Source organism: Blautia faecicola (assembly GCF_004123145.1).
GTDB lineage: Bacteria > Bacillota > Clostridia > Lachnospirales > Lachnospiraceae > Oliverpabstia > Oliverpabstia faecicola.
In genome coordinates this window covers 3,314,786-3,339,115 of sequence record NZ_SDKC01000001.1, presented here as the reverse complement: position 1 = coordinate 3,339,115, position 24,330 = coordinate 3,314,786, and the positions used below count along the sequence as shown (strand labels likewise).

20 protein-coding genes are annotated in these 24,330 nt (G+C 42.3%); 14 read left to right on the top strand and 6 right to left on the bottom strand.

Features of this window, described 5'->3' with window-relative positions:
* The first annotated feature begins 22 nt into the window (after positions 1-22).
* Together ETP43_RS14980 and ETP43_RS14975 are read left to right on the top strand one after the other, a co-directional pair.
* Positions 23-1,966 (top strand): DNA repair exonuclease, encoded by a 1,944-nt coding sequence (locus ETP43_RS14980; RefSeq protein WP_129259007.1) that lies wholly within the window; start codon positions 23-25, stop codon positions 1,964-1,966.
* A 22-nt stretch (positions 1,967-1,988) separates the two neighbouring features.
* The gene (locus ETP43_RS14975) at positions 1,989-2,819 is read left to right on the top strand and encodes a deoxyribonuclease IV (protein ID WP_129259005.1); all 831 of its coding nucleotides are present in this window, start codon (positions 1,989-1,991) and stop codon (positions 2,817-2,819) included.
* Between the two features lie 86 nt (positions 2,820-2,905).
* On the opposite strand, the gene ETP43_RS14970 is transcribed toward ETP43_RS14975, so the two are convergent.
* The 5 genes from ETP43_RS14970 to murC form a co-directional block, all read right to left on the bottom strand.
* Positions 2,906-4,081 (bottom strand): ribose-phosphate pyrophosphokinase, encoded by a 1,176-nt coding sequence (locus tag ETP43_RS14970; protein ID WP_022398836.1) that lies wholly within the window; start codon positions 4,079-4,081, stop codon positions 2,906-2,908.
* A gap of 1 nt (position 4,082) precedes the next feature.
* On the bottom strand, positions 4,083-5,072 hold the full coding sequence (locus tag ETP43_RS14965) for an ATP-binding protein (RefSeq protein WP_022398837.1): 990 nt from the start codon (positions 5,070-5,072) through the stop codon (positions 4,083-4,085).
* A gap of 12 nt (positions 5,073-5,084) precedes the next feature.
* Positions 5,085-5,669, bottom strand: coding sequence for a DnaD domain protein (locus ETP43_RS14960; RefSeq protein WP_129259003.1), 585 nt, complete (start codon positions 5,667-5,669; stop codon positions 5,085-5,087).
* 95 nt (positions 5,670-5,764) lie between these two features.
* Positions 5,765-6,238 carry a hypothetical protein gene (locus tag ETP43_RS14955; RefSeq protein ID WP_129259001.1) on the bottom strand — a complete coding sequence of 158 codons (474 nt, stop codon included), beginning with the start codon at positions 6,236-6,238 and terminating at the stop codon, positions 5,765-5,767.
* A gap of 542 nt (positions 6,239-6,780) precedes the next feature.
* Positions 6,781-8,160 (bottom strand): UDP-N-acetylmuramate--L-alanine ligase, encoded by a 1,380-nt coding sequence (gene murC, locus ETP43_RS14950; RefSeq protein WP_129258999.1) that lies wholly within the window; start codon positions 8,158-8,160, stop codon positions 6,781-6,783.
* A 251-nt stretch (positions 8,161-8,411) separates the two neighbouring features.
* On the opposite strand from murC, the gene ETP43_RS14945 reads away from it, so the two are divergent.
* The 6 genes from ETP43_RS14945 to ETP43_RS14920 all read left to right on the top strand — a co-directional run bounded on the left by ETP43_RS14945 (position 8,412) and on the right by ETP43_RS14920 (position 15,186).
* A complete protein-coding gene (locus ETP43_RS14945; protein ID WP_022398840.1) occupies positions 8,412-9,683 on the top strand; it encodes a glucose-1-phosphate adenylyltransferase in 1,272 nt (423 codons plus the stop codon).
* Position 9,684: 1 nt separating this feature from the next.
* Positions 9,685-10,803, top strand: coding sequence for a glucose-1-phosphate adenylyltransferase subunit GlgD (gene glgD / locus ETP43_RS14940; RefSeq protein WP_022398841.1), 1,119 nt, complete (start codon positions 9,685-9,687; stop codon positions 10,801-10,803).
* Positions 10,804-10,896: 93 nt separating this feature from the next.
* Positions 10,897-11,178, top strand: coding sequence for a septation regulator SpoVG (gene spoVG / locus ETP43_RS14935; RefSeq protein WP_129258996.1), 282 nt, complete (start codon positions 10,897-10,899; stop codon positions 11,176-11,178).
* A gap of 282 nt (positions 11,179-11,460) precedes the next feature.
* A complete protein-coding gene (locus ETP43_RS14930) occupies positions 11,461-12,849 on the top strand; it encodes an RsmF rRNA methyltransferase first C-terminal domain-containing protein (protein ID WP_129259637.1) in 1,389 nt (462 codons plus the stop codon).
* A 163-nt stretch (positions 12,850-13,012) separates the two neighbouring features.
* Entirely contained in the window at positions 13,013-14,284 is a 1,272-nt protein-coding gene (locus tag ETP43_RS14925; RefSeq protein WP_129258994.1) for a PcsB-like coiled-coil domain-containing protein, read from the top strand.
* A 332-nt stretch (positions 14,285-14,616) separates the two neighbouring features.
* Positions 14,617-15,186 (top strand): M15 family metallopeptidase, encoded by a 570-nt coding sequence (locus ETP43_RS14920; protein ID WP_129258992.1) that lies wholly within the window; start codon positions 14,617-14,619, stop codon positions 15,184-15,186.
* Positions 15,187-15,460: 274 nt separating this feature from the next.
* On the opposite strand, the gene ETP43_RS14915 is transcribed toward ETP43_RS14920, so the two are convergent.
* Positions 15,461-15,994 carry a stage V sporulation T C-terminal domain-containing protein gene (locus tag ETP43_RS14915; protein ID WP_129258990.1) on the bottom strand — a complete coding sequence of 178 codons (534 nt, stop codon included), beginning with the start codon at positions 15,992-15,994 and terminating at the stop codon, positions 15,461-15,463.
* 432 nt (positions 15,995-16,426) lie between these two features.
* Between ETP43_RS14915 and ETP43_RS14910 the strand changes: the two genes are divergently transcribed.
* From ETP43_RS14910 to ETP43_RS14885, 6 genes are all read left to right on the top strand, one after another.
* Positions 16,427-17,302: a transposase gene (locus ETP43_RS14910; RefSeq protein WP_243114309.1), complete on the top strand. Its 876-nt coding sequence runs from the start codon at positions 16,427-16,429 to the stop codon at positions 17,300-17,302.
* A 547-nt stretch (positions 17,303-17,849) separates the two neighbouring features.
* Positions 17,850-19,127 carry an ABC transporter substrate-binding protein gene (locus ETP43_RS14905; protein ID WP_129258988.1) on the top strand — a complete coding sequence of 426 codons (1,278 nt, stop codon included), beginning with the start codon at positions 17,850-17,852 and terminating at the stop codon, positions 19,125-19,127.
* A gap of 20 nt (positions 19,128-19,147) precedes the next feature.
* A complete protein-coding gene (locus ETP43_RS14900; RefSeq protein WP_129258986.1) occupies positions 19,148-20,056 on the top strand; it encodes a carbohydrate ABC transporter permease in 909 nt (302 codons plus the stop codon).
* Position 20,057: 1 nt separating this feature from the next.
* Positions 20,058-20,897 carry a carbohydrate ABC transporter permease gene (locus ETP43_RS14895; protein ID WP_129258984.1) on the top strand — a complete coding sequence of 280 codons (840 nt, stop codon included), beginning with the start codon at positions 20,058-20,060 and terminating at the stop codon, positions 20,895-20,897.
* 89 nt (positions 20,898-20,986) lie between these two features.
* A complete protein-coding gene (locus ETP43_RS14890; protein WP_129258982.1) occupies positions 20,987-22,774 on the top strand; it encodes a sensor histidine kinase in 1,788 nt (595 codons plus the stop codon).
* Positions 22,771-24,327: a response regulator gene (locus tag ETP43_RS14885; RefSeq protein WP_129258980.1), complete on the top strand. Its 1,557-nt coding sequence runs from the start codon at positions 22,771-22,773 to the stop codon at positions 24,325-24,327. The genes ETP43_RS14890 and ETP43_RS14885 overlap by 4 nt, the downstream gene beginning before the upstream one ends.
* Positions 24,328-24,330: the final 3 nt, after the last annotated feature.

Genomic DNA, 24,330 nt, shown 5'->3' with positions numbered 1-24,330 from the left:
TTATTCAGTAATAGGAGAGGCTATGCGATTTATTCATATGGCTGATGTACATTTGGGGGCGGTTCCGGATTCGGGCTGCCCCTGGAGTGCATTCAGGGAAAATGAAATCTGGGAAACCTTTGTACGGGTGATCGACCAGATCAGAGAAGAGAAAATAGAGTTGTTGCTGATTGCAGGAGATCTGTTTCACAGACAGCCGTTGCCTTCTCAGATAGAGAGAGTCAGTCAGCTGTTTGCATCCATACCGGATACCGAAGTGGTATGGATGGCAGGAAGTCACGATTATTTGCGGGAAGATTCTGCATATCGTAAGGCAAAGTGGACAAAGAACGTTCATGGATTTCTGAGCGGGAAGCCGGAAGTGATCGAGCTGGAGAAACTGCACACGAAAGTGTATGGATGCAGTTATGAGCAGCCGCAGATTACGGAACCGGTTTACAGTACCATACGGCCGGATGATCAGCCGGGGATCCATATCCTGCTGGCATACGGTGGCGATGAAACGCATATCCCGATGAAAAAAGAGGACGGAGCAGGTTTTACTTATGTGGCACTCGGGTATCGCCATCTGCCGGGGGTTCTGGTGGAGAATCAGATGGCGTATGCCGGTTCCCCGGAACCGATCCGTCTGGAAGATGCCGGAACACACGGTGTCGTTTACGGAGAGATTACGGAGGATGCACAGGGCGCATATCACACGCAGATTACACTGGTTCCCAGTGCGTGTCGTTCTTATATTCCGCTGTCCTTACGGATCCATTCCGGCACGACACAGACCGGTCTGGAACAGAAAGTACAGGATGCGATTCAGCAGAAGGGAAGCGGAGAGATCTACTGGCTTCGGATCCAGGGATACCGGAACCCGGAACTGGAATTTCAGCTGGAGCCTCTGAAGGCTTATGGAAATGTTGTAAGAATCACAGACGAAACACGTCCCTGTTACGATCTCACCCGTCTGAAACGGGAAAAACTGGGAACGCCGGTGGGTGCATATATCCACTGGTTTGAAAAGAAACAGGGAAAAGTGGAGCAGAAAGCACTGGATTATGGATTACAGGCATTGCTCACCGAAACTATGGATCCCGATCAGGTCATTGCAGAGAGAATGAATGACTGGGAAGAACGAAAGAAGACCCTGGAAAAACAGCGCCAGGATCGCAGCACGGAACTGGAACAGACCGTGCAACGCGTGGTGCGGGAACGTGCCGGTCTGGAGCAGCAGATGCTGGTCAACCGTTCGGAGATTCGACGTCTGGAGCTGAACCGCAATGCACAGGAGAAACATCTGGAACAGGAACGGCGGGAAGAAGGAAAACGACAGGCGGAGGAGAGCCGTCGACCACAGAGTGGACAGGAGCAGGAAAATGAGCCGACTGTGGTAGAAAAACGGGTACAGAATGTAGCTGCGTCCAGTGAAAGGAAGAGTAATCTTACAGATTTTTCGAAAATTTCAAAAATTTCCGAAATTATTACCTGGGTAGGCGTTTGTCTGGCGATCCTGGCACTGATCGATCCATTTTCCTGGAACCGGGTGGTCTGCACGATTGTCGGACTTGCGATCCTGGTGGGAGCGCTGGCTGGAAGAAAATATCTGGCAGACTGGCTTCGGACAAGAAGAAGTACGGTAATGCAGGCAGCAGCCCCCAAAGAAGCGGAAATGTCAGAGAGAGAATCTGCCGGGGAAGAGCTTCAGAAAGACTGGGAAGAGCGGTTGAAAGAGAGAAAGAAAGAACTGCGGGAGACCAGTCATCAGATCCTGCGGCTGCAGGAGCGTGGAGCACATCTGGCGGTGGAACTCGAGGAAAAGAAGATCCAGATAGAAAATCTTCAGGAGGAAATCCGGGAGATGGCTTCTCCGACATTGGAGGAAGAAGACTGTGATATGGAACTTTCCGGGCTGAAGCTGGCATTTACGGTACTGACGGAAGAGGAGACCGTGCGGCACGCGGGAAGAGAGAAAACATAAAATACAGATAAAGGAGACGGCAATGCTGAGAATAGGATGTCATTTGTCCTCATCGAAGGGCTTTTTGCATATGGGAAAAGAAGCGGTGAAGATCGGAGCGAATACGTTTCAGTTTTTTACGAGAAATCCGAGAGGAAGCAGGGCGAAGGAGATTGATCCGGAGGATGTGCGGAAGTTTCTGGAGTTTGCGAAAGAGCATGATATCTGCCAGATTCTGGCGCATGCGCCGTATACGTTAAATCCCTGTTCGAAGGATGCGAAGACCAGGGAATTTGCCTGGATGACGATGGAAGATGATCTGAAGCGGATGGAGTATGTTCCGGGGAACTGTTATAATTTTCATCCGGGAAGCCATGTAGGGCAGGGAGCGCAGGAAGGGATCCGGATGATCAGTGAGATGCTGAACCGGATTCTGAAAGAAGAGCAGCACACGACGGTGCTTCTGGAGACGATGGCAGGAAAAGGGACAGAGGTTGGACGCAGTTTTGAGGAACTGGCACAGATTCTGGATCGGGTGGAGTTGAAGAGCCACATGGGTGTCTGCCTCGATACGTGTCATGTGTATGATGCGGGGTATGATCTGGCGGGAGAGCTGGATCAGGTACTGGAGGAGTTCGATCAGGTGATCGGGCTTGAGAGGCTGAAGGCGATTCACATGAATGACAGCAAGAATCCGTTCGCGAGCCATAAGGACAGGCATGAGAAGATTGGTGAGGGATCGCTGGGACTGGAGACGTTTGAAGGGATGGTGAATCACCCGAAACTGAAAGGAATCCCGATTTATCTGGAGACACCGAATGAACTGGAGGGGTATGCGCGTGAAATCCTTCTACTGAGAAATATGGAAAAATAGAGATTTATGAAAAAAGGAAGATATTAACGAAAGAGTCTATGAAATAAGAACTTTCGTTAATATCTTCCTTTTGTTTTAAAAACTTATCAGATAGTTTCGTTATTTCTATATTTGGTCAGAACTTTCTGGATGCGTTCTACCGGGTTCAGGAGTTTGCTGATGGAGTCGTCGTGATTCAGGGTGTCGATGATCAGGGCGATGTATTTGCTCATATCACAGTTGATATAGTATGGTCTGGTCAGCAGTTCCGGGGTCTGGTAGATCAGGTTGGTGGTCAGGATGCGGTCGAAAGTTCCTTTTTCGTAGGCTTCGTCGAATTTGGACAGTCCGTTGGTGAACAGACCGAAGGTGGAGCACATGAAGATTTTGTTGGCTCCGCGGTCTTTCAGAAGCTGGGCTACCTCGAGCATACTGTCACCGGAGGAGATCATATCGTCCACGATGATCATATCCTTGCCGCGAACGTCAGCCCCCAGGAATTCGTGAGCGACGATCGGGTTTCTTCCGTCTACGATGGTGGAGTAGTCACGGCGTTTGTAGAACATACCCATATCTACACCAAGGTTATTTGCCAGATAAATGGCACGGCTCATGCCGCCTTCATCCGGGCTGATGACCATCAGGTGATCTTTGTCCAGTTTCAGGTCTTTTTCTTTCTTTAACAGGTTCTTGATAAACTGATAGGAGGACTGTACCGTCTCAAATCCATGCAGAGGGATCGCGTTCTGAATACGCGGATCATGCGCATCGAAGGTGATGATATTTTCCACACCCATCTCGATCAGTTCCTGCAGTGCCAGTGCGCAGTCCAGAGATTCTCTTCCGGTACGTCTGTGCTGGCGGCTTTCATAAAGGAACGGCATGATAACGTTGATTCGTCTTGCTTTTCCGGCGATCGCTGCAATGATTCGTTTTAAGTTCTGATAATGGTCATCCGGGGACATGTGATTGGTCTGTCCTGCCAGAGAATATGTCAGACTGTAGTTGCAGACATCCACCAGAATATAGATATCATCACCACGTACAGATTCTTTCAGGACACCTTTTGCCTCACCGGAGCCGAAACGCGGAAGATCGGAAGCAATCAGATAGGTATCTCTGTCATAGCCTTCATATAAAACGCCTTCGTTGTGGCGTTTCTTTCTCCAGGTAACCAGGTAATTGTCTACCTTTGCACCGAGTTCGGCGCAGCTGTAAGGAGAAATGATTCCCAGTCGTCCTACAGGAAGCTGTTGTGAATCGTGATTTTTGTTGTGTGACATTTTAGTTCCCTCCTAATATTTTTTTTTGGATTCTTATATCTTTACCGATGAGTTTGATCATCGTGTAGTTACTGGAAACTCTGGAAAATACCCGCTCGGAGTAAGTGTCCATGAAATTGCCCAACGTCAGGTTGGTGGAAATCACCGTGGATTTCTTTCTGAGGATCCGCTCGTTGATGCAAAGGAAAAACTGAGAAGCTACGAAACTGTTGGTAAGCTCCGTGCCGAGGTCATCGATGATCAGCAGATCGCAGTTGAGAATGTAATCATTTTCGCCCTCGGTAGTCTCAGAGTTTGAAAATGTATTTCTGGCAAATGCATCGAACAGATCAAAAGCGGAGTAGTAGATCACGCTGTGCATCGAGTCCAGAAGTTCTTTTGCGATGCAGTACGTGAGAAATGTTTTTCCTACGCCGGTATCTCCGTAAATAAAAAGATTTTCAAAGGAATGATCAAAGTTCTGAACAAAATCCTTTGCGCGCTCCAATGCGGTCTCTGCGAACTGTCGGGCAGTCTGACCGCTGGCTTTGTTGATCATATCTTCCGGATAATAGTCCAGTGAAAATGCGTCAAAACTGGCTGTTTTTAATAACTCCCGGATATTGGACTGGGTATACAGATGTTCACTGATCGCCCGTTTGAAGCAGATGCACTTCTGGTTGTCCACATACCCGGTGTCCTGACAGATCGGACAGGTATAATGCATCTTCAGATAATCCTCCGGGTAACCGTGAGTCTTTAACAGATCTGCCCGTTCTCTGGAGAGCGCCTGAATCTGTGTGTTCAGGTCAAAGTCCTCATTATCTTTGTCACCCAGTAAAATCCGGGCTTTTTTTACACTGATCGAGGCGATTTCCCGGTCTATCTCTGCCAGCCGGGGAATCTTTGCCTGGGCTTCGGCGATATGGGCATCCTGTTCGTGTTTGTTACGGAACTGTAATCTCTGATAATAGCGCATCAGAGCATCGTACTGACTGTTTTGTAGTGCCACGATGGTTCTCCTTTATTTTTTTAAAAGCTGATTTTCAAGTTGGTCATAATCGTAATTTCGCTGCTGGAAATTGTTGAATTTGTTCCCGGAGCCTGCCGGACGGGTTCCTTTCTGTTCCTGCCGCTGTTTCTGTTCCTGGCGGTCGCTCTGCAGCTGTCTGTGCAGGGTATCGAGAGCCTGAATATCGGTCAGGTGCCGGACACCTTTGTCCTTCCAGCCGGAAAGGATCTTGTCCGCATACCGGAAATTCGCTTTTCCGGTGGATGCTACCGTGCGGGAACAGGCTTCTGTGAGAATGTCCATGGTAAATCCATAGTCTTTCATCCAGTGATCGATCATGTGGATCTCGGACTGAACCGGATTCCGGTTGCTGATCCCAAATGCTTTTAAAATCGAAAAATAGTTTCTGTGATAAGTCGTAGTCTCCTGTTTGGCGCGGGTCACGGTGTTGATGCCTGCCTCATGCCAGCTGAAGGCGACTTTCTTTATATAATGAATGTCTTTACTTCCCTTGGAGACGCAATACTCGATCAGATAGTCAAACAGATCCACGGAAAAATGTAGTTCTTCGTAGATGTACAGAAGTTCATCGGTCACGGTTCTGGAAAGCGTGGTTCCGAGATAACTTTCTGCCAGAAACAGGATCTGGCGTACATCTTCCTGCTCACAGAGTTCTTTCAGACGATCGGCGCTCAGGGATTTTTTTGATTTTCCGGTGCCGAAGGGGTCTGATTGCCCGTCTGTGCGATATTTGCTGTCTGACTGACAGATACTTTAGCTGTCGGTGTTGTGCCGGTTCTGACGGTATTTGTCGATGTTACAGGCGCAATTTGGGTAACAGCCTGTTCTGCCAGTGTGTTCTGCACCGCATCCGGCAGCATAGGCTGCAGAAAATCAATCGAAGTCTGACTGTCCGTACCTGCGAGCACCACCAGTTTCTGATTTTCCCAGTAGCGGAGGGTACGGAGCACATCGGATTCTGTGCAGTCAAAAACATCCGCTACAGCAGTCAGGTCCAGTGCGGTATCGCCGCTTTGCAGACTGCGGAGCAGATAAAGGTATATTTTTACGAATTCCCCGTTGGCGCGGGGGATATAATAGTCTATGAAAATATTGGAAATAATGGTGACTCCGCTGGAGCTTCCATTATGTAAAGATAACTGCATAGTTCACCTGTAATAGAAAAGTAATGGTATGTGTGTTAGTTACGGGATTATTATAGCATGATTCTTTGAGAAAGCAAATATGGTTTTTTGTGGAAAATTAGTTGAAAATAAGGGGTTAAGGGGGATTTGTTGGTGGGTAAGTGGGGTGGATAAGGGTGTGGATAATGTGGATAAGTTGGGGATAAATTCTTGAGATAAAGATTATTGGTAACCTGATATTGAGGGAATTGGTTGAAAAATAGAGAAAATTTGGTGGGAGGGGTGGGGGATTATGTAAACGGAGTTATGCACAGGGGAATCCACAGAGGGGGTGGGGATAAATGTGTGGATAGTGTGGATAAGTTTTAAAAAATGGTGGCGAAAGGGGGAGGGGTGGTTGAGTGGTAGGGAGTGGGAGAATTTTAAGAGGAGAAATTGCAGGAGGCAGAACGGAAAAATGACTGGAAGTGGTTTGTACGTATAAAAAGGGCAACCGAAAGTGTTGAGATACACTTTCAGTTGCCCTTTTTTTAATGCGTTTTAAAAAGATGTCCTCTGGGATTTTACTTTCCCAGGAGTTTTTCGCCGATTTGGTAGACGTCGCCGGCGCCCATGGTGATCAGGAGGTCGCCTGGCTGGCAGTTTTCCAGAAGAAAATTCTCGATTTCGTCGAAGGTCGGGAAGTATTCGCAGGGGGTTCCCAGGACCTGGATCTGTTTTTGGAGGTCGGCGGAGGAGATGCCGAGGGTGTCGGTTTCTCTTGCGGCGTAGATTTTTGCCAGTACCACGTGGTCTGCCAGGGTCAGGGCTTCGGCGAAGTCCTGGAGCAGGGCTTTGGTACGGGTGTAGGTGTGTGGCTGGAAGATACACCAGGTTTTTTTGTGCGGATAGTTTTTCGCAGAGGTCAGGGTTGCTTTGATCTCTGTTGGGTGATGGGCGTAGTCATCGATCACGGTGATATCGCCGATTTTTCCTTTGAACTGGAAACGGCGGTCGGTTCCGGTGAAGTTGACCAGACCTTTCTGGATCGTTGCATCGTCCATGCCCAGTTTTTCGCCCAGAGCGATTACGGAAAGTGCGTTGGACACATTGTGAATACCCGGTACTTTCAGGGAGAAAGTTCCTACGGTTTCTCCGTGATGCAGACAGGTAAAGGTCGGATGTCCGAACGTATCGTATGTAATATCCGTCGCTGTATAATCTGCTTCGTGTTCGAGTCCGTAAGTGATAACTTCGCACGGCAGATCTTTGATGATGTCCTCATAATGAGGGGTGTCGCTGTTGATGATCAGAGTACCGTCAGCCGGGAGTTTTTCTGCGAACAGACGGAAAGAATGACGGATATCGTCAATGTCTTTAAAGAAATCCAGATGATCGGCGTCCATGTTCAGGATGATGCTGATCTTCGGGAAGAAGCTTAAAAAGCTGTTGGTGTATTCGCAGGCTTCGGTGATGAATGTGCCGGAATGTCCCAGGCGCAGGTTACCACCGATCGCCGGCAGGATACCGCCGACAGAGATGGTCGGATCAAAACCGCCCTCTAACAGAATATGGGAAGCCATGGAAGTAGTTGTGGTTTTTCCGTGGGTTCCGGATACGGCGATCGGGATCTCATAATTTTTCATGATCTGTCCGAGCAGATCGGCACGGGTCATCATCGGGATATTTTTTTCTTTTGCACAGGCATATTCCGGGTTGTCCGGATGGATCGCAGCGGTGTAAACCACCAGATCAATGCCGTCAATGATGTTGGATGCGCGCTGTCCATAGAAGATCTGCGCACCTTTTTCAGTCAGGTGATCTGTCAGTGTGCTTTCCTTGGAATCCGAACCGGATACGGTGAATCCCTCTTTCAAAAGAATCTCGGCAAGACCGCTCATGCTGATACCGCCGATACCAATAAAATGTATGTGAACAGGTTTTGTAAAATCAATCGTATACATATAGGAGTTCTCCTTTTCTTACAAAGATTTGTATTACATTTATTATAGACGTAAAAGGCTAAAATGGAAAGATTTTTTTAAGAATGCGGCAAAAAACCATTAGATATAGAAGAAAATGACGAAACAGGGCAAAATTATTGTGTAAATGTCATAAAAACACGAAAAGATTTGAGAAAAATATGTAAAAAATGTTCACTAAATATAAGAAGTGTGTTATAATCTGTTTACTATATATGACAAGAGGTGATTGCATGATTAAGAAAGAAATGATTGCAATGCTGTTGGCCGGAGGTCAGGGAAGCCGACTGGGTGTACTTACCGAGAAGGTTGCCAAACCGGCGGTAGCATTTGGAGGAAAATATCGTATTATCGATTTTCCGTTGAGCAACTGTATTAACTCGGGCATTGATACCGTGGGCGTACTGACCCAGTATCAGCCACTGCGTCTGAACACCCATATCGGGATCGGTATTCCGTGGGATCTGGACCGGAATGTGGGCGGTGTTACCGTGCTTCCCCCCTATGAAAAAAATGGTAACAGCGACTGGTATACCGGAACAGCAAACGCAATTTTTCAGAATATGGCATACATGGAGACCTACAATCCGGAATACGTTCTGATTCTCTCCGGTGACCATATCTACAAGATGGATTACGAAGTGATGCTTGATTACCATAAGGCAAATAAGGCAGATGTAACTATCGCCTGTATGCCGGTGCCGATCGAGGAGGCAAGCCGTTTCGGTGTTATGATCACCGACGGAGCAGGACGGATCACCGAGTTTGAAGAAAAACCGGAACACCCGAGAAGTAATCTGGCATCGATGGGAATTTATATTTTCTCGTGGAAAACACTCAAAGAGTCTCTGATGGCACTGAAGGATCAGCCAAACTGTGACTTCGGTAAACATATCCTGCCTTATTGCAGAGATAACGGAAAGAGACTGTTTGCCTATGAATTTAACGGATACTGGAAAGATGTAGGAACACTGGGATCTTATTGGGAAGCAAACATGGAACTGATCGATATCATTCCGGAATTTAACCTGTATGAGGAGTTCTGGAAAATCTATACCAAAGGTGATATCATCCGTCCGCAGTACATATCCGGGGAATCCGTAATTGAAAGAAGTATCATCGGCGAAGGCGCGGAGATTTATGGTGAAGTCCATAATTCCGTCATCGGCGCGGACGTAACAATTGAAAAAGGAGCCGTGGTGCGGGATTCGATCATCATGAAACATTCCCGGATCGGAGCCGGAAGCCAGATTGACAAGTCCATCATCGCAGAGAGTGTTGAGGTGGGAGAAAATGTTGTTACAGGTGTCGGCGAGGAAGCTCCGAACGTACTGAAACCGGCTGTCTATGGATTCGGCCTTGTTACAATCGCAGAAAATTCTGTTATTCCGTCAGGTGTGAAGATTGGAAAGAACACAGCCATCAGCGGTGAGACAACTGCTGAGGATTATCCGGACGGAGAGCTTGTAAGCGGCGGCGCAATTGTAAAGAAGGACGGTGAGTAATATGAGAGCATTAGGAATTATTCTGGCAGGCGGTAATAACAACAGGATGAGAGAACTGTCCAACAGACGTGCCATCGCAGCGATGCCGGTAGCGGGAAGTTATCGAAGCATCGACTTTGCACTGAGTAATATGGCGAACTCTCATATTGCGAAAGTTGCGGTTCTGACTCAGTACAACGCAAGATCATTGAATGAACATTTAAGTTCCTCCAAATGGTGGGATTTCGGTAGAAAACAGGGAGGATTGTTTGTATTTACACCGACGATCACTCCGGATAACAGCTTCTGGTATCAGGGAACCGCAGATGCGATTTATCAGAACCTGGATTTCCTGAAGAGAAGCCATGAACCGTATGTGGTAATCGCATCCGGTGACTGTGTGTACAAGCTGGACTATAACAAAGTTCTGGAATACCATATCGCAAAACGTGCCGATGTGACCATCGTGTGCAAAGATGTGGATGCGAACGAAGATGTGACCAGATTCGGTGTGCTTCGAATGAACGAAGATTACCGGATCGAAGAATTTGAAGAAAAACCGATGGTATCCGATTATCATACCATTTCCACAGGAATCTATGTCATCCGCCGCCGCCAGCTGATCGAGATGATCGAGCGCTGCGCACAGGAAGGAAGACATGATTTTGTAAAAGATATCCTGATCCGCTATAAGAATCTGAAGAGAATCTATGGCTACAAGATCCAGGATTACTGGAACAATATCTCTACCGTTGAGGCTTATTACAAGACCAACATGGATTTCCTGAAACCGGAAGTAAGAGATTATTTCTTCCATCAGTATCCGGATATCTATTCCAAGATCGACGATCTGCCACCGGCAAAATACAATCCGGGATGTCAGGTAAAGAACAGCCTGGTATCGAGTGGCTGTATCATCAACGGACAGGTGGAGAATTCTGTTCTGTTTAAGAAAGTATATGTAGGAAACAACTGTGTCATCAAGAATTCGATTATTCTGAATGACGTATATCTGGGTGATAATACCCATATCGAGAACTGCATCGTAGAAAGCCGGGATACCATCCGGGCAAATTCTTACTACTGCGGAGAAGACGAAATAATAGTTGTCGTGGAAAAGAACGAGCGCTATGCGCTGTAATAAAAGAGCAGCTGTCTGGTGGTTCGCGGGAAAATAAAAATCAGCGGCTATATCTGTTCAGAAAGAGAACGACATATGAAAGGGGCATGTGCTATGGAGATTACAGACGTAAGAGTGCGCAAAGTGACAAAAGAAGGAAAGATGAAAGCAGTTGTTTCCATAACAATTGATGATGAATTTGTTGTACATGATATTAAGGTGATCGAGGGAGAGAAAGGACTGTTTATCGCTATGCCGAGCCGTAAGGCTTCCGATGGAGAGTATCGCGATATTGCACATCCGATCAATTCCAACACAAGAGAAAAGATCCAGAACCTGATTTTGGAGAAATATGAGGAAGTAATGGCAGAAGATGTCGTTGCAGATAATGCGTAACCGGGTTGTCATATATATGGGGTGACGCAAAAACGAGATAAAATACGCTTTGCGAATTTTACTCGTTATCGCGGCAGTCGCCAAGGTTTCATGCAAGCATGAACTTTGGCTCGTTGCTCGCGTAAATAAAAGCGGTGGCTGGGGGGCCACCGCTTTTTGAATGGAAAAAAGCACATTCTTTTGTTGTTTACAAAATGACAGAGTGTTGCTATAGTGGAGCGTAGAAAAACATCCGTGAGAGAACGGAGAGAAGAGAAAGAAAAAAGAGGAGACAGGTGTGTGATGAGAGTGGAACTGCCGGAAAGCTTTGAAAAGAGAATGAAAGAGATGCTGGGGGATGAATACGAAGCGTATATCGAAAGTTATGACAATCCCAGACAGTACGGACTCCGGATCAATCCGATGAAGATCACGGAAGAGGAACTGGCGGAAGGCTCCGGATTTTCACTGGAGCCGATTCCCTGGACGAAGACCGGATATTTTTATAAAGAAGAAAATCAGCCGGCGAGACATCCGTATTACAGCGCCGGTCTTTATTATCTGCAGGAACCAAGTGCGATGACTCCGGCGGCGAAATTTCCGGTAAAACCGGGGGAACGGGTTCTGGATCTGTGTGCGGCACCGGGAGGAAAAGCAACCGCTCTCGGCGCAGCACTTCAGGGAAAAGGTGTGCTGGTGGCAAATGATATCAGCAATTCCCGGGCAAAAGCACTGTTAAAGAATCTGGAAGTATTTGGCATATCCAATGCCTTTGTGACCAACGAAGTACCGCAGAACCTGGCGGATCGGTTCGAAGGATTCTTTGATAAGGTACTGATCGATGCGCCGTGTTCCGGAGAAGGGATGTTCCGCAAAGATCCCGCAGTGATCAAAACCTGGGATGAGGAACGACCGGAATATTTTGCGAAACTGCAGAAAGATATCCTGAAAAATGGGGTGCGGATGCTGCGTCCGGGTGGCAAACTGCTGTATTCCACCTGTACCTTTGCGCCGGTGGAAAATGAGGGAAGTATTTCCTGGATCCTGAATGAGTGCCCGGAGATGGAACTGCTTCCAATCGAGGGATACGAGGAATTTTCCGAGGGCAATCCCGCGTGGGGGGACGGAAGAGAGGAACTGCGCCGCTGTGTGCGGATCTGGCCGCATAAGATGAAAGGGGAAGGACATTTTCTGGCACTGATGAAAAAGTCAGAGGATGCGCCTGAGACAAGGATCAAACTGGAAGCGCCGACACGGATGGATAAGAAAAATAAAACAGTTATGGAAGAATTTTTCAAAGACTGCCAGTGGAAACCGGACTGGGAGCGGGTACAGATCAAAGGTGAAAAAGTCTATCTGGTGCCGGAGCTGCCGGCGAAGTTGAACGGGATTCATTTCTTAAGAAACGGACTGTACATGGGAGATCTGAAGAAAAACCGTTTTGAGCCGTCCCAGCAGCTGGCGATGACGCTGAAGGCTTCTGATTATGCGGGAAGTGTCTCCCTGTCACCGGAGGATGAGCGGATCGGGAGGTATCTGCGCGGAGAAACATTGCTTCTGGAACCGGGGGAGGCGACCAGAGAGAAAGGCTGGATCCTGGTCTGTGTGGATCAGTATGCCTTTGGATGGGGAAAACTGGTCAATGGAGTTTTGAAGAATAAATACTGGAGTGGCTGGCGGTTAAAAGGTTGACATAAGTACGGGGAAATTCCGGAATTTTTCGTGGCTTTGCGGTAAAAATTGTCAAATTTCTATCAAATATTACATAATTATTACGAGATATTAAAAAACTACTTCACAATGCTACAAAATCATGTTATAATGACTCTTGCCTGAGAAAGTGAGAGGAATTAATATGAGAAGAAAAAGAATCACAAGCCTGGTACTTTCCGTATGTCTTATTGTGGGAAGTGCGGTACAGGGTGGAGCTGCTACGACGCAGGAGAAGATATCCAATGCGAAAGCACAGCAGCAGGCGAATCAGTCTTCCCTGCAACAGACCCAGGAAAAGATTCAGGAACTGGAATCAAAAAAAGGTGAATCAGAAACTTATCTTGCAGATCTGAATACACAGTTGAACGATCTTCGCAGCAGTCTGGAAAAACTGCAGAATGATTACGATGCGAAGCAGGAAGAACTGACACAGCTGCAAAGTGACCTTGAAGATGCGAAAGCGGACGAAGCACAGCAGTATGAAGCGATGAAACTCCGTATCCGCTATATGTATGAAAACTCAGCCAGCAATTATATGAACCTGCTGTTCGAGTCCGGAAGTATTTCGGATTTCTTAAACCAGGCTGAGAACATTTCCCAGATGTCAAAGTATGACAGAGACATGCTGGATACATACAAAGAAACAAAAGAAGCCATTCAGACCAAAGAGGAACAGGTGGCACAGGAAAAAGAAGATATTATGGCTCTTCAGCAGGAGAGTGCGGACAAGCAGGCAGCAGTAGAAGAACTGGTGGAGGCAACTTACCAGCAGATCCGTGAATATCAGGAAGATATTCAGAGTCAGCAGACAGCAGAGAATGATCTGTTGACAAAGATCAGCAGCCAGGAAGATGCGATCAATAACCTTCTTCGTCAGGCAAAAGAGGAAGAAGCGGCAGCCAGATTAGCGGCACAGCAGGCAGCAGCTGAGAAAGCAGCCCAGGAAGCGGCAGCAAAAGAAGCAGCAGAGAAAAAAGCGGCAGAAGAAGCGGCAGCCAAAAAGGCAGCACAACAGAAAGCAGCGCAGCAGGCAGCGTCAGCAACAGAGAAAAAACAGAATACTACATCAACAAGCACAACGACTTCAAAGAGTGACAGCAGTACGACAGATACAACGATTGATACTTCCAAAGGTAAATATCTGGGAAGATTCAAACTGACAGCATATTGCAGCTGTTCCATCTGTTGCGGTAAATGGTCCGGCGGCGGAACAGCCAGCGGAACCACACCGACACCGGGACGTACCATTGCGATGGCAGGAGTTCCTTTTGGAACCAAACTTTCTATCAATGGTCAGATCTATACCGTAGAAGACAGAGGAACTGCATACGGACATGTGGATATCTTCATGGGAAGCCACAGCGAAGCACTGGGCTTTGGTATGAAATATGCGGATGTGTATCAGGTAAACTAATAGAAGAATGAGAACAGAGAGTGCAGAATACGGGAGACGTGTTTGCACTCTCTTTTTTTACTTACCGAAAATTGCTGTCCTGTAAATGAAAAAAAGAGGCGCGAGAATGTGCCAGGACACATGCTTTGTCCTAAAATATGTTTTACCAGTGGAAAACTGGTAATTACTGCGGTAATCACAGAATAGCATAGGCCGCGTGTCATGATACATCCGGTCATAATTCGGCCTCTGGCTGCATAGAATGCAGGTAACTATTCAGTAGTCACTGTGAAGGTACTGAACAGTTACGAATGCAGATGGTTTCGTAACAGCGAAACAAAGGAGGGGAAAAGATGGACGCTACGATTCTGGTAAACCGTATACATCGCTTACCGAGAAATGCGATACCGCAAACTTTAGTTGAGCCGGAAATCATCTTTGATGCACCTGTCGGGGACAGGAAAAGATTGCTTGCAGTCAATGCAGCAAAGGCTGTGGAGGAGCTTTTTGCGAGAGGGAAAGAGGAAGGAATATATCTGTGTGGGGTGTCAGGCTACCGAAGTTACGAAAGACAGGAAGAACTCTACCGGAAGAAATTACGTGAGCAGCCCCAAGGGAGTGAAACTCCGGTGCAGTGGGTAGCACCGCCGGGAGCCAGTGAACATCAGACAGGTTTGGCACTGGATGTCTCCTGTCAGGCGGTTGATTACAAGTTGGATGAACGTTTCGGAGAAACCCGGGAAGGCCTGTGGCTGAAACGGTATGCGCCATTATTTGGCTTTATCCTGCGTTATTCGAAAGGAAAAGAGCATATTACCGGGTATGGGTGGGAACCCTGGCATATCCGGTATGTAACCAGGTCATTGGCGTTGTATATGACACTTACGGGACTGACACTGGAAGAGTATTATGAGCAGAAGTAACTATTCAGAAGGTAGTATCCCGCGAGGTGTTTTGGCATGTTTTTGCCAAAATCCCGAGACATACAAGGCAAAATGCCATCACCGAAGGTGATTTGGAATGCATTTTGACTCGTAACTGTGAGGGTACTGAACAGTTACGAGCAGAAATAAAATGAGGCGGCATGCCGGCAAAAAAAGAAGCCGGAGCCGCCTCGTTTTTGTGCAGATATCATTGCTGGATATAAAACAAGAGCGAAAAGTCCAACAAATGATAACGACAGAAACGGAATCGTCTTCAGTTATCCATGGTAAGAGTCAGATACCGGGCTACCATCTCAGCCACTTTCTTTTCCGGATCTCCGATCGGATCCGTACGCCGCATGCCGAGAAAACACACAGCACCGATGGGATCCCCGTCGCGTGTTACCGGAACCAGTATCTGCTCCGTGTGTGTGTCCTCCTCTGTCACCGGATAATAGACGCTGTTCTCCGGGATAAAATCCCGGTCAAAGAGCCGCTTCTCCATTTCTTTACTCAGCTGCTTCCCCTGATACTTCTTACTCTCCGGCCCGGAAGCCGCAATCACCTGATCCTGATCGCAGATACAAAACAGCTTTCCGCATGTCTTCGCCGCCGCCTCAGCCAGCTGATGCACACTGGTCGAAATCTCCCCGATCGGCGAATATTTTTTCAAAATAATCTCCCCGTTCCGATCTGTAAAAATCTCCAGAGGCTCCGATTCCCGTATCTTCAACGTCCGCCGTATCTCCTTCGGAATCACCACCCGCCCGAGCTCATCGATTCTTCTTACAATTCCTGTAGCTTTCATAAACTTTCTCCTCGTAAATATGATGTGATAAAACTGGTTTCAGATGAAATTAAAGTTCTGGTATTAGTATCGGCGGATTTCTGGAAATTATGAGTTGGAATGGTGGGTTTTGGGAAACGTGGTTCGAAAACAGAAAATTTTTGGCTTTTTAAAACCGGGAGACGGGTGGAAACGTCTAATAAGGGGTGGTGGGAGGATAGTATAGTAAGAGTTATACGAAGAAATGGAGGTTACGGGCTATAGTTAGGTATAATTCCCGGGTGGTAATAAAGTGGGGGATATGGTATAATTTATCGGATAGAGTAATGCTAATTAGTTAATTTTAATCTATGAATGAGTAAATCCCAAATATTGCACAAAATAAAGACACCCTCTATTGAATGATGTATAATTGTAATAACGACAAAACAATCTTACACATACAACAAGGGGATGCCTGTTGCAAACAGTATACATCATTCTAATCATATTTATAATTACTTTAAATCTTTAAAACTCGGATTAATTTTATCCGATGTGTACCACAACCATTTAATGACTATCATGGTCTCGATTTTCTTGTGTGGTTATCGAGGAAAAACCATTGATTTCGCTGAAGTCAGCTGTCAGCACAGAACTACAACCGCTTCGCATACAAAGCCCTCGTCACAGGCATTGCATCCTATTGAAGCGGCGTATTTCCATCAGTCTCATTTAAAGGGCTGTCAGGATTATGGGCATCAGGTCGTTTCTGTCATGTTATCCTGTAACGGCATCATCTTGAACTATGCAGTTATCCTGTACGACAGATCAAAATCAAAAATCCGAATTGTACAGGAGATTGCGGAAGAACTTCCTGTGGCACCTGTGATCTCTTACTTTCTTTGTGACAGTTGGTACACTTCTGCAAAAGTCATGGACAGTTTTATACGAAAAGGATTTTACACCATTGGTGCCTTAAAAACCAACAGGATTATCTATCCATGTGGAATTCGCCGGAAAGTCAGCGGATTTGTCCTTCATTTAAAGAAAACGGATTCTGACGTCAGCCTTGTGACCGTTGGCGGTCGTGAATTCTACGTGTATCGGTATGAAGGAAAACTCGCCCTGGATAAATATCAAATCCGCTCCCGGATGGGAATTCAGCGTTACTGGCTGATTATGTCATTGGCTCATTATATGTGTTGTATGCATTCTGGAAAATACTGTACTTTTGAAGAAGGATACCGCTATTTCCAGGAACAAATAAAAACAGAACAGTTGATGAATCTTCATTCTTTCATTAAAAGTGGAGCATCACTTGAAGCTGTTTTAGAAATGGTAGGGTAATTTTGTGCAAATTTCAGTATTTGCTCATTTATAGTTGGTAAGAAATAAAAGAGAGTTTGTTGCTTAAAAAATAATTTGAGTTGTAAAGAAGCAACAAATTCTCTTTTTATTTTCTGTTCTTTTAGCTGTATTTATTGTGATTTCAATTGCTCAGTTATAGATATTATTTTATCAAATGAAAAATGTAAAAAAAATTATATATGCAAAGTGTATAGAGTAAAAGAATTTATATGAGTAAAAATATACAAGTGATATAATTTTATTCATCAAAGGAAACATGGTGGTGTCAAACAGAATACGAAAAAATCGTTCCCCTTTCCATTGGGTTGACCGATTGTATTTTGCTTACGGAAGCCCTATCAAGGCTGAATTTAACGGGCTTTTAGCCCGGCCTTGACTGGTCTTCCGACGCAAAATTTTGGTCACCCAAGCCAAAGAAAGGGGAGGTAAAGGTTCTACAGCCTTGGAACCCTTGATTTTACTGGATTTGGGGCGATTTTGGGGCGATTTACTTGACACTACCGAAAACATTAAGGAGGACGAAAGTATGAAGAAAAAAATTTTGGCAGTGACATTGTGTTTGGCAATGGCTTCAACGTTTGTTGTTGGATGCGGACAGAAAAACGAGACAGATTCAGGAAAGAGTGAAGAAAAATCTTCAGGTAAGGTAGAAATTGAATTTGTGCAAGTAAAACGTGAAGCAGCAGAAAGCTATACCAAAGTAATTGAAGCATTTGAGAAAGAAAACCCAGATATTGTCATTAAACAGAATGTGGTTCCAGATGCTCAGGAAGTTTTGATGACAAGAGCTAGCAGTGATAGTCTTCCAGATATGATGAATCATTGGCCAACAGATGCACAATTTGTGCAGTTTGAGGATGAAGGATTGCTGTTGGATTTATCAGAAAAGGATTATATGAAAAATATAGATAGCAAGTATCTGGATGCTGTAAAAGCAAAAGACGGAAAAAATTACATAGCTCCATACAATGTCAATTTTATGGGAGTTTATTACAATAAAGATAAGTTTGAAGAGGCTGGCTATACTATGCCTACCAAATGGGATGAATTAATTGCTCTTGCTGAAGAAATTAAGGCGAAAGGAGAAACACCATTTATTTTACCAAATAAGGACTCTTGGACGGTTTCTAATTTGTGGTCTAATATTGAAGCAAGAGATTTAGGAAGCCATGAAGACGAATTTGAAAAGATGAAAGCAGGAGAAGAGTCTTTTGAGACAATTCCAGAATATAAAAGCGGTGTAGAAAAAATGATTCAATTGTTGGATTATGCTAATGAAGATTCACTTGCACTTGGTTATGACCAGGCGATTAATGACTTTGCAAACGGAGAAGGCTGGATGTTTCTTCAAGGAAGTTGGACATTACCATCATTTTTGAGTGCAAATCCAGATTTTAATGTAGAATTTACTATTCTTCCGAATGATAATGGAAAACCGATTGCAACACAGGCTGTAGATACAGGTTTTTGTGTAAATGCAAAGGTAGCAGATGAACCGGAAAAAATGGAAGCCATTGATAAATTTTTATCTTTTGCACTTTCTGCAGAAGGGGCTCAGATTTATACAGATAATGACAAGAGCCCATCTTGTGTAACAGGAGTAAAAGCGGAAGTTCCTCAGTTCCAGCCATTTTTTGACTATGTAGAAGCAAATGGATTTGAAGCAGATGGAGCATATCCTCCAACAGGATTTGAAGATACAAAAAGAGGAAAAATCCAGAATGTATTATTGGATAAGGATGTAGATGCATTCTTAAAAGAAATGACAAATGACTGGAATCAAGCAGTAGAAGATTCTAAGTGATTGTTAAGAAGGTGTTGTGAATGAAGAGGATAAGTAAAACTGAAATAAAAGAAATGCGCTCACAATCAAAGAAGAATCGTATTATGTTTGCTTTTACATTGCCAACTGTAATTTTATATACAATATTCTTTTTAGTAACAATGTTAATTGGAGTGTATTATAGCTTTACAGATTGGAATGGTATTTCTAAAGATTATACGTTTGTTGGCCTGAAGAATTATGTAAAAGTATTGACTGACGAAAGATTTAGGGAAGCCCTATGGTTTAATATAGGGTATACGATAGCATTAGTGGTACTTCTTATAGTCATTCCTCTTACGATAGCATTGGCGTTAAACAGAATTAGGAGATTATCTACTCTTTTTCGCTCTATTTATTTTATTCCAGCAGTCATAAGCATGGTCACTGTTGGATTGATTTGGAATGAGTTATTTTATAGAGCAGTTCCAGTTATAGGCGAAATGTTGAATATAGAGGCGTTGTCTACAAGCCCTCTTGGAAATCCTAAACTGGCGGCTATTGCTATTATGGTGGTAAATATTTGGCAGGGCTGTGCGATTCCTACAGTGCTTTTTATAGCAGGATTGCAGAGTGTACCGAAGGATCTTTTGGAAGCAGCAACGATTGATGGAGCTGGAAATTGGGCAAGATTTTGGAATGTGATTATACCGTACTTAATTCCAGTATTAAATATGGTAATTATCACACAAGCAAAAGCCGGCTTGACGGTATTTGACTATATTAAAGTTATGACTAATGGAGGGCCTGCACAGTCAACAGAGGCAGTAGGGTTATTGATATATCGCCATGCGATCAATGAAGGAAAATTTAGCACTTCAGTGGCGGAATCTATGATTTTATTTGTAATCGTGGGGGTTGTATCGGCATTTTCACTGAGATTGACAAGTAATAAACAGGTAGGTGAGTAAGATGAAAAGAAGTAAAAGCAGCAGAATATTAAAGATATTGTCCTATGTTTTATTGATTACAGGAATGATAGTTATTCTCTATCCTTTTTATCTTACTATCATTACCGCTTTAAAGACACCACAGGAATCTTCTCAAAGCTTTTTTTCCTTTCCGCAGAGTTTTTATTTAGGAAATTTTGTAAATGTTCTTCAAAAAGCAAATTATTTTGTGTTTTTTAGGAATTCAGCAGTGGTGACCTTGGTATCTGTATTTCTTATTATGGTTTTGATTCCAATGTGTTCTTATGCAATAGCACGAAATATGGAAAAAAGGTATTATAAGACTATGTATTTTTATCTTTTGGCTGGTATTTTTGTACCATTTCAAGTTATTATGGTACCATTAGTAAAATATCTTGCAAAATTAAAATTATGTAATATACCTGGCTTGATCATTATGTGTGTTACATTGGCATCTTCTCAAGGGGTATTTTTACTTGTGAATTATATCAGGTCTGTACCTAGAGATTTGGAAGAAGCTGCTTATATTGATGGATGTGGTACGGTAAAGGCTTATGTGAAAATAGTGCTTCCTATGATTAAACCCATTCTAGCAACTATTTTTGTGTTAAATGCACTATGGGTATGGAATGATTTTCAAATGCCTTTATTAATATTAAATCAGTCACAGGATATGTGGACATTGCCATTATTTCAATATAATTTTAAATCACAATATTCGTTTGATTATAACTTAGCATTTGCTTCTTACCTTATTGCTATGATTCCAGTGTTGATAGCATATGCTTGTGCACAGAAGCATATTGTTTCGGGTTTGACACAAGGAGCTGTAAAGTCTTAATATTTAGGAAGGGATGTCAGAAATTACTGACACCCTTCCTGTTTTTGCTTTACAAAGAAGATAAAAAATTGATAGAAAGGTAGTAACAAATGAAAAAGCGTTCTTTTAGAAGCACTTTTGTAAGTGTGATTTTGGTGATAACCGTTGCAATTTCTATAGTAAATCTTGCTGTGTATGGAATTAATATAAAAAAAATTAGACAAGCTGAAGTTTTGAAAATGAAGACCGCTGGGGAGCGGATAGACGATATGATTACTATATCTTTAAATAATATAAAAGGACTAAAACAAATTTGTTGTACGGATAACTATGCTAGAAATATTTTGCTGAAAAATAATGAAAAAAATGATATCGGTACAAAATTCGAAAACCAGAATTACATGGACAATGCATTAAAACATATTGCTTCTATGGACACACTTATTTTGAGAGCTACCATACTAAATAAATATGGAAACATTTATTGTACGGATACATCTATACCAGAAGAATATGTCAAAACCATTAGAAACATGACAAAAGAGTGGATGCTGTTTGAAGGAAAAGAGGATGAATATTATTATGGGGGCTTACAGGGGGATAACGCGAATATTTTAACTTTTTTATATCCTTTATACACGTATGGAAATATGCCTATTGCTCTTTTAGCAGTTGATATTAACTATAAAACATTTCAAAGTATTTTAGAAAATGGTTTTTATGAAAATAGCGGTGAGTGTTTTATTTTGGCGGAGGAACAGGAACTGTTTCATATCGGAGAAGATTTATATCAGAAAGAAGAAAAAGGATATATTTTTGATAAAAGTCAAAAAATGATAAAAGAAAATCTAATAGTAGATACATTTCAGAGTAAAGGAAAAAATTTTTATATAAGTTCCAGACAGAACATGCTTTCCGGATGGAAAATTATTCAAGTAATACCAGAAGAAAGGATGTTTGAAGAGGTTGATCAAAAGATAAAGTGGAATAGTATATTTCTCTCAGGAGCATTGATATTAGTGGTTTCTTTTTCTATATATTATACAAAAAAAATTATTGAACCATTAGAAGAATTTTGTAAAAAAATAAGCCATACTAAAGGAGATCAACTTCAAATTATAAATTTAGAACATATGAAATTAACAAGAGAAATTGCCAATGTGATAGAAAACTACAATGAAATGGCAAATAAAATGAATGAATATCTGGTAAGAGAAATTATTTATGATAAAAATCAAAGAAAAATTCAGTCTAAAATGCTGCGATATCAAATTAATCCGCACTTTTTATATAATACATTAAATTTAATTGCTTCTATGGGGGAACTTAGCGATTTTCCAGAGATTGTGGAAATCACAAAAAATCTTTCTTGTATTATGCAATACAATGTAAAAGGTAGTCGTTTTGTTTCCTTAAAGACGGAAGTGGAAATGGTAAAGGCATATCTAGAAATTCAGAGAATACGTTTTCATGATTGTTTTAGCGTAGAATATGAGATAGAAAGACAGATTGAGCAAGTAAGAATTGTGAAATTTATTTTACAGCCTATTGTTGAGAATATTTTTGAACATGGATTTACGATGGATGAAAATGACAATAAAATTTGGATTAAGGCGTTCAAATGTGAAAATGATATTGTAATACTCGTAAAAGATAATGGCTGTGGGATTGATAGTGAAAAAAGAGAAGAATTAAATAGAATTCTTTGCGAGAGAACAAGAAGAATTTCTTATATTGATGAGGAAGAAAAAAGCATTGGAATAAATAATGTAAATACTAGAATTAAAAATTACTATGGGGAAAAATATGGAGTGAAAGTTAATAAGACAGATAAAGGAACGGAGATACAACTATTGCTTGGAATTGAAAATCTGGAAGAGGAGAATAAAGATAAATGAAAAAAATATTAGTAGTAGAAGATGAGTATTATGCAAGAAAAAGTATTGTCAAAATCTTACAAGAAAGCGATTTGGACATTCAGGTTTGTGGAGAAGCAGTAAATGGAATGAAGGCCATAGAATTAATAGAAGAATATAAAGATATTGCATTGGTTATAACAGATATACAAATGAAAAAAATGGGAGGATTGGAACTGGCCTCATATTTACATAAACATAGACCTGAAATAGATATTCTTATTCTGACTGCCTTTGAAAATTTTGATTATGTAAGAGAGGCACTTCGCTATAATGTAAAAGATTATATCGTAAAACCCATTTATAAAGAAAATCTTTTGCCACCAGTAAAAAAGGTTTTAGAGAAACAGGAAGAGAAGAGTCGAAATCAAGAAAAAATTAAGAATTATTATCAATGGGAGGCAGCCAAAAATTATTTCCCTGTGAAGACAATCGTGGCTCACGAAGAATTGTATAAAGAATTTTTTAGTTATAATGCAATACATCAAGAAGAAAAATTCTGTATAGTTGTGATGCAAGAAGAAGAACTGGTGACAGATGTAGAATTAGTGAATAGAATCATTCAGGAAAAATATAGAGGGTTCATAAAGGATTTCTTTTTTTCTAAAATTAATGAGGAATATGTAATGCTTTTGAGTGGAATAGAATGTATGGATAATGAACTGATTGTTCAGGAGAAAGTAGAAAGTATGTTATCGTATTTTTGTACATGTAAACATATGAATATCACTATGGGTGTAGGACTAGTATATTCATCTAAAGAGAAGATATATCAGTCTTATAATGAGGCGTTATATGCTTTAAATCAGAGATTGATACAAGGATGGAATAGAGCATATTTTTATAAAAATATGGACGGATATAAAGCAAGAATTGGAAAAGAAGCAGAAATTAAGCTAGAATCTATAGTAAGAACTAGAAAAGAAAAAGAAATTAATCAAGTAATTCACAGTATTTTAGAGGATATAATCATTAAAGAAGAAAGTGCACAGAAACTGTACATGGCAGTTGTAGAAATATTGAAAATTCTAGGGAATTATTATGCAGAATTATATCAAAATGAGGATATTGAAGAATTAAAAGATATAAAAGTTATGTTTTCCAGACGTTATGATTTGTACAAATTTAAACATATTGAGGAGCTGGAAAACTATCTGAAAGAAATGGTAATAGTGATATGTAGCGGAAAAGAAAATACAAAGAAAAAAAGTAAAATTGTTGAAGAAATTGTTCATTATGTAGAAGATAATTATTATAAAAATATTTCTTTAAGAGAGTTAGCTGAAAATAAATATTTTGTGAATTATTCTTATTGTAGTAGATTATTTAGCCAAGAAACAGGAATGAATTTTTCGAAATATTTAATTCAATATCGTTTAAAAAAGGCAAAAACATTGTTAGAAAATAAGGATATGAAGATTAGTTTTATAGCATTTGAAGTGGGATATAATGACGTTTCTCATTTTATTCAATCATTCAAAAAAAGTTATGGATTAACGCCAGAAGAGTATCGAGCGAGGAAAAAAATCGAGTAAAAA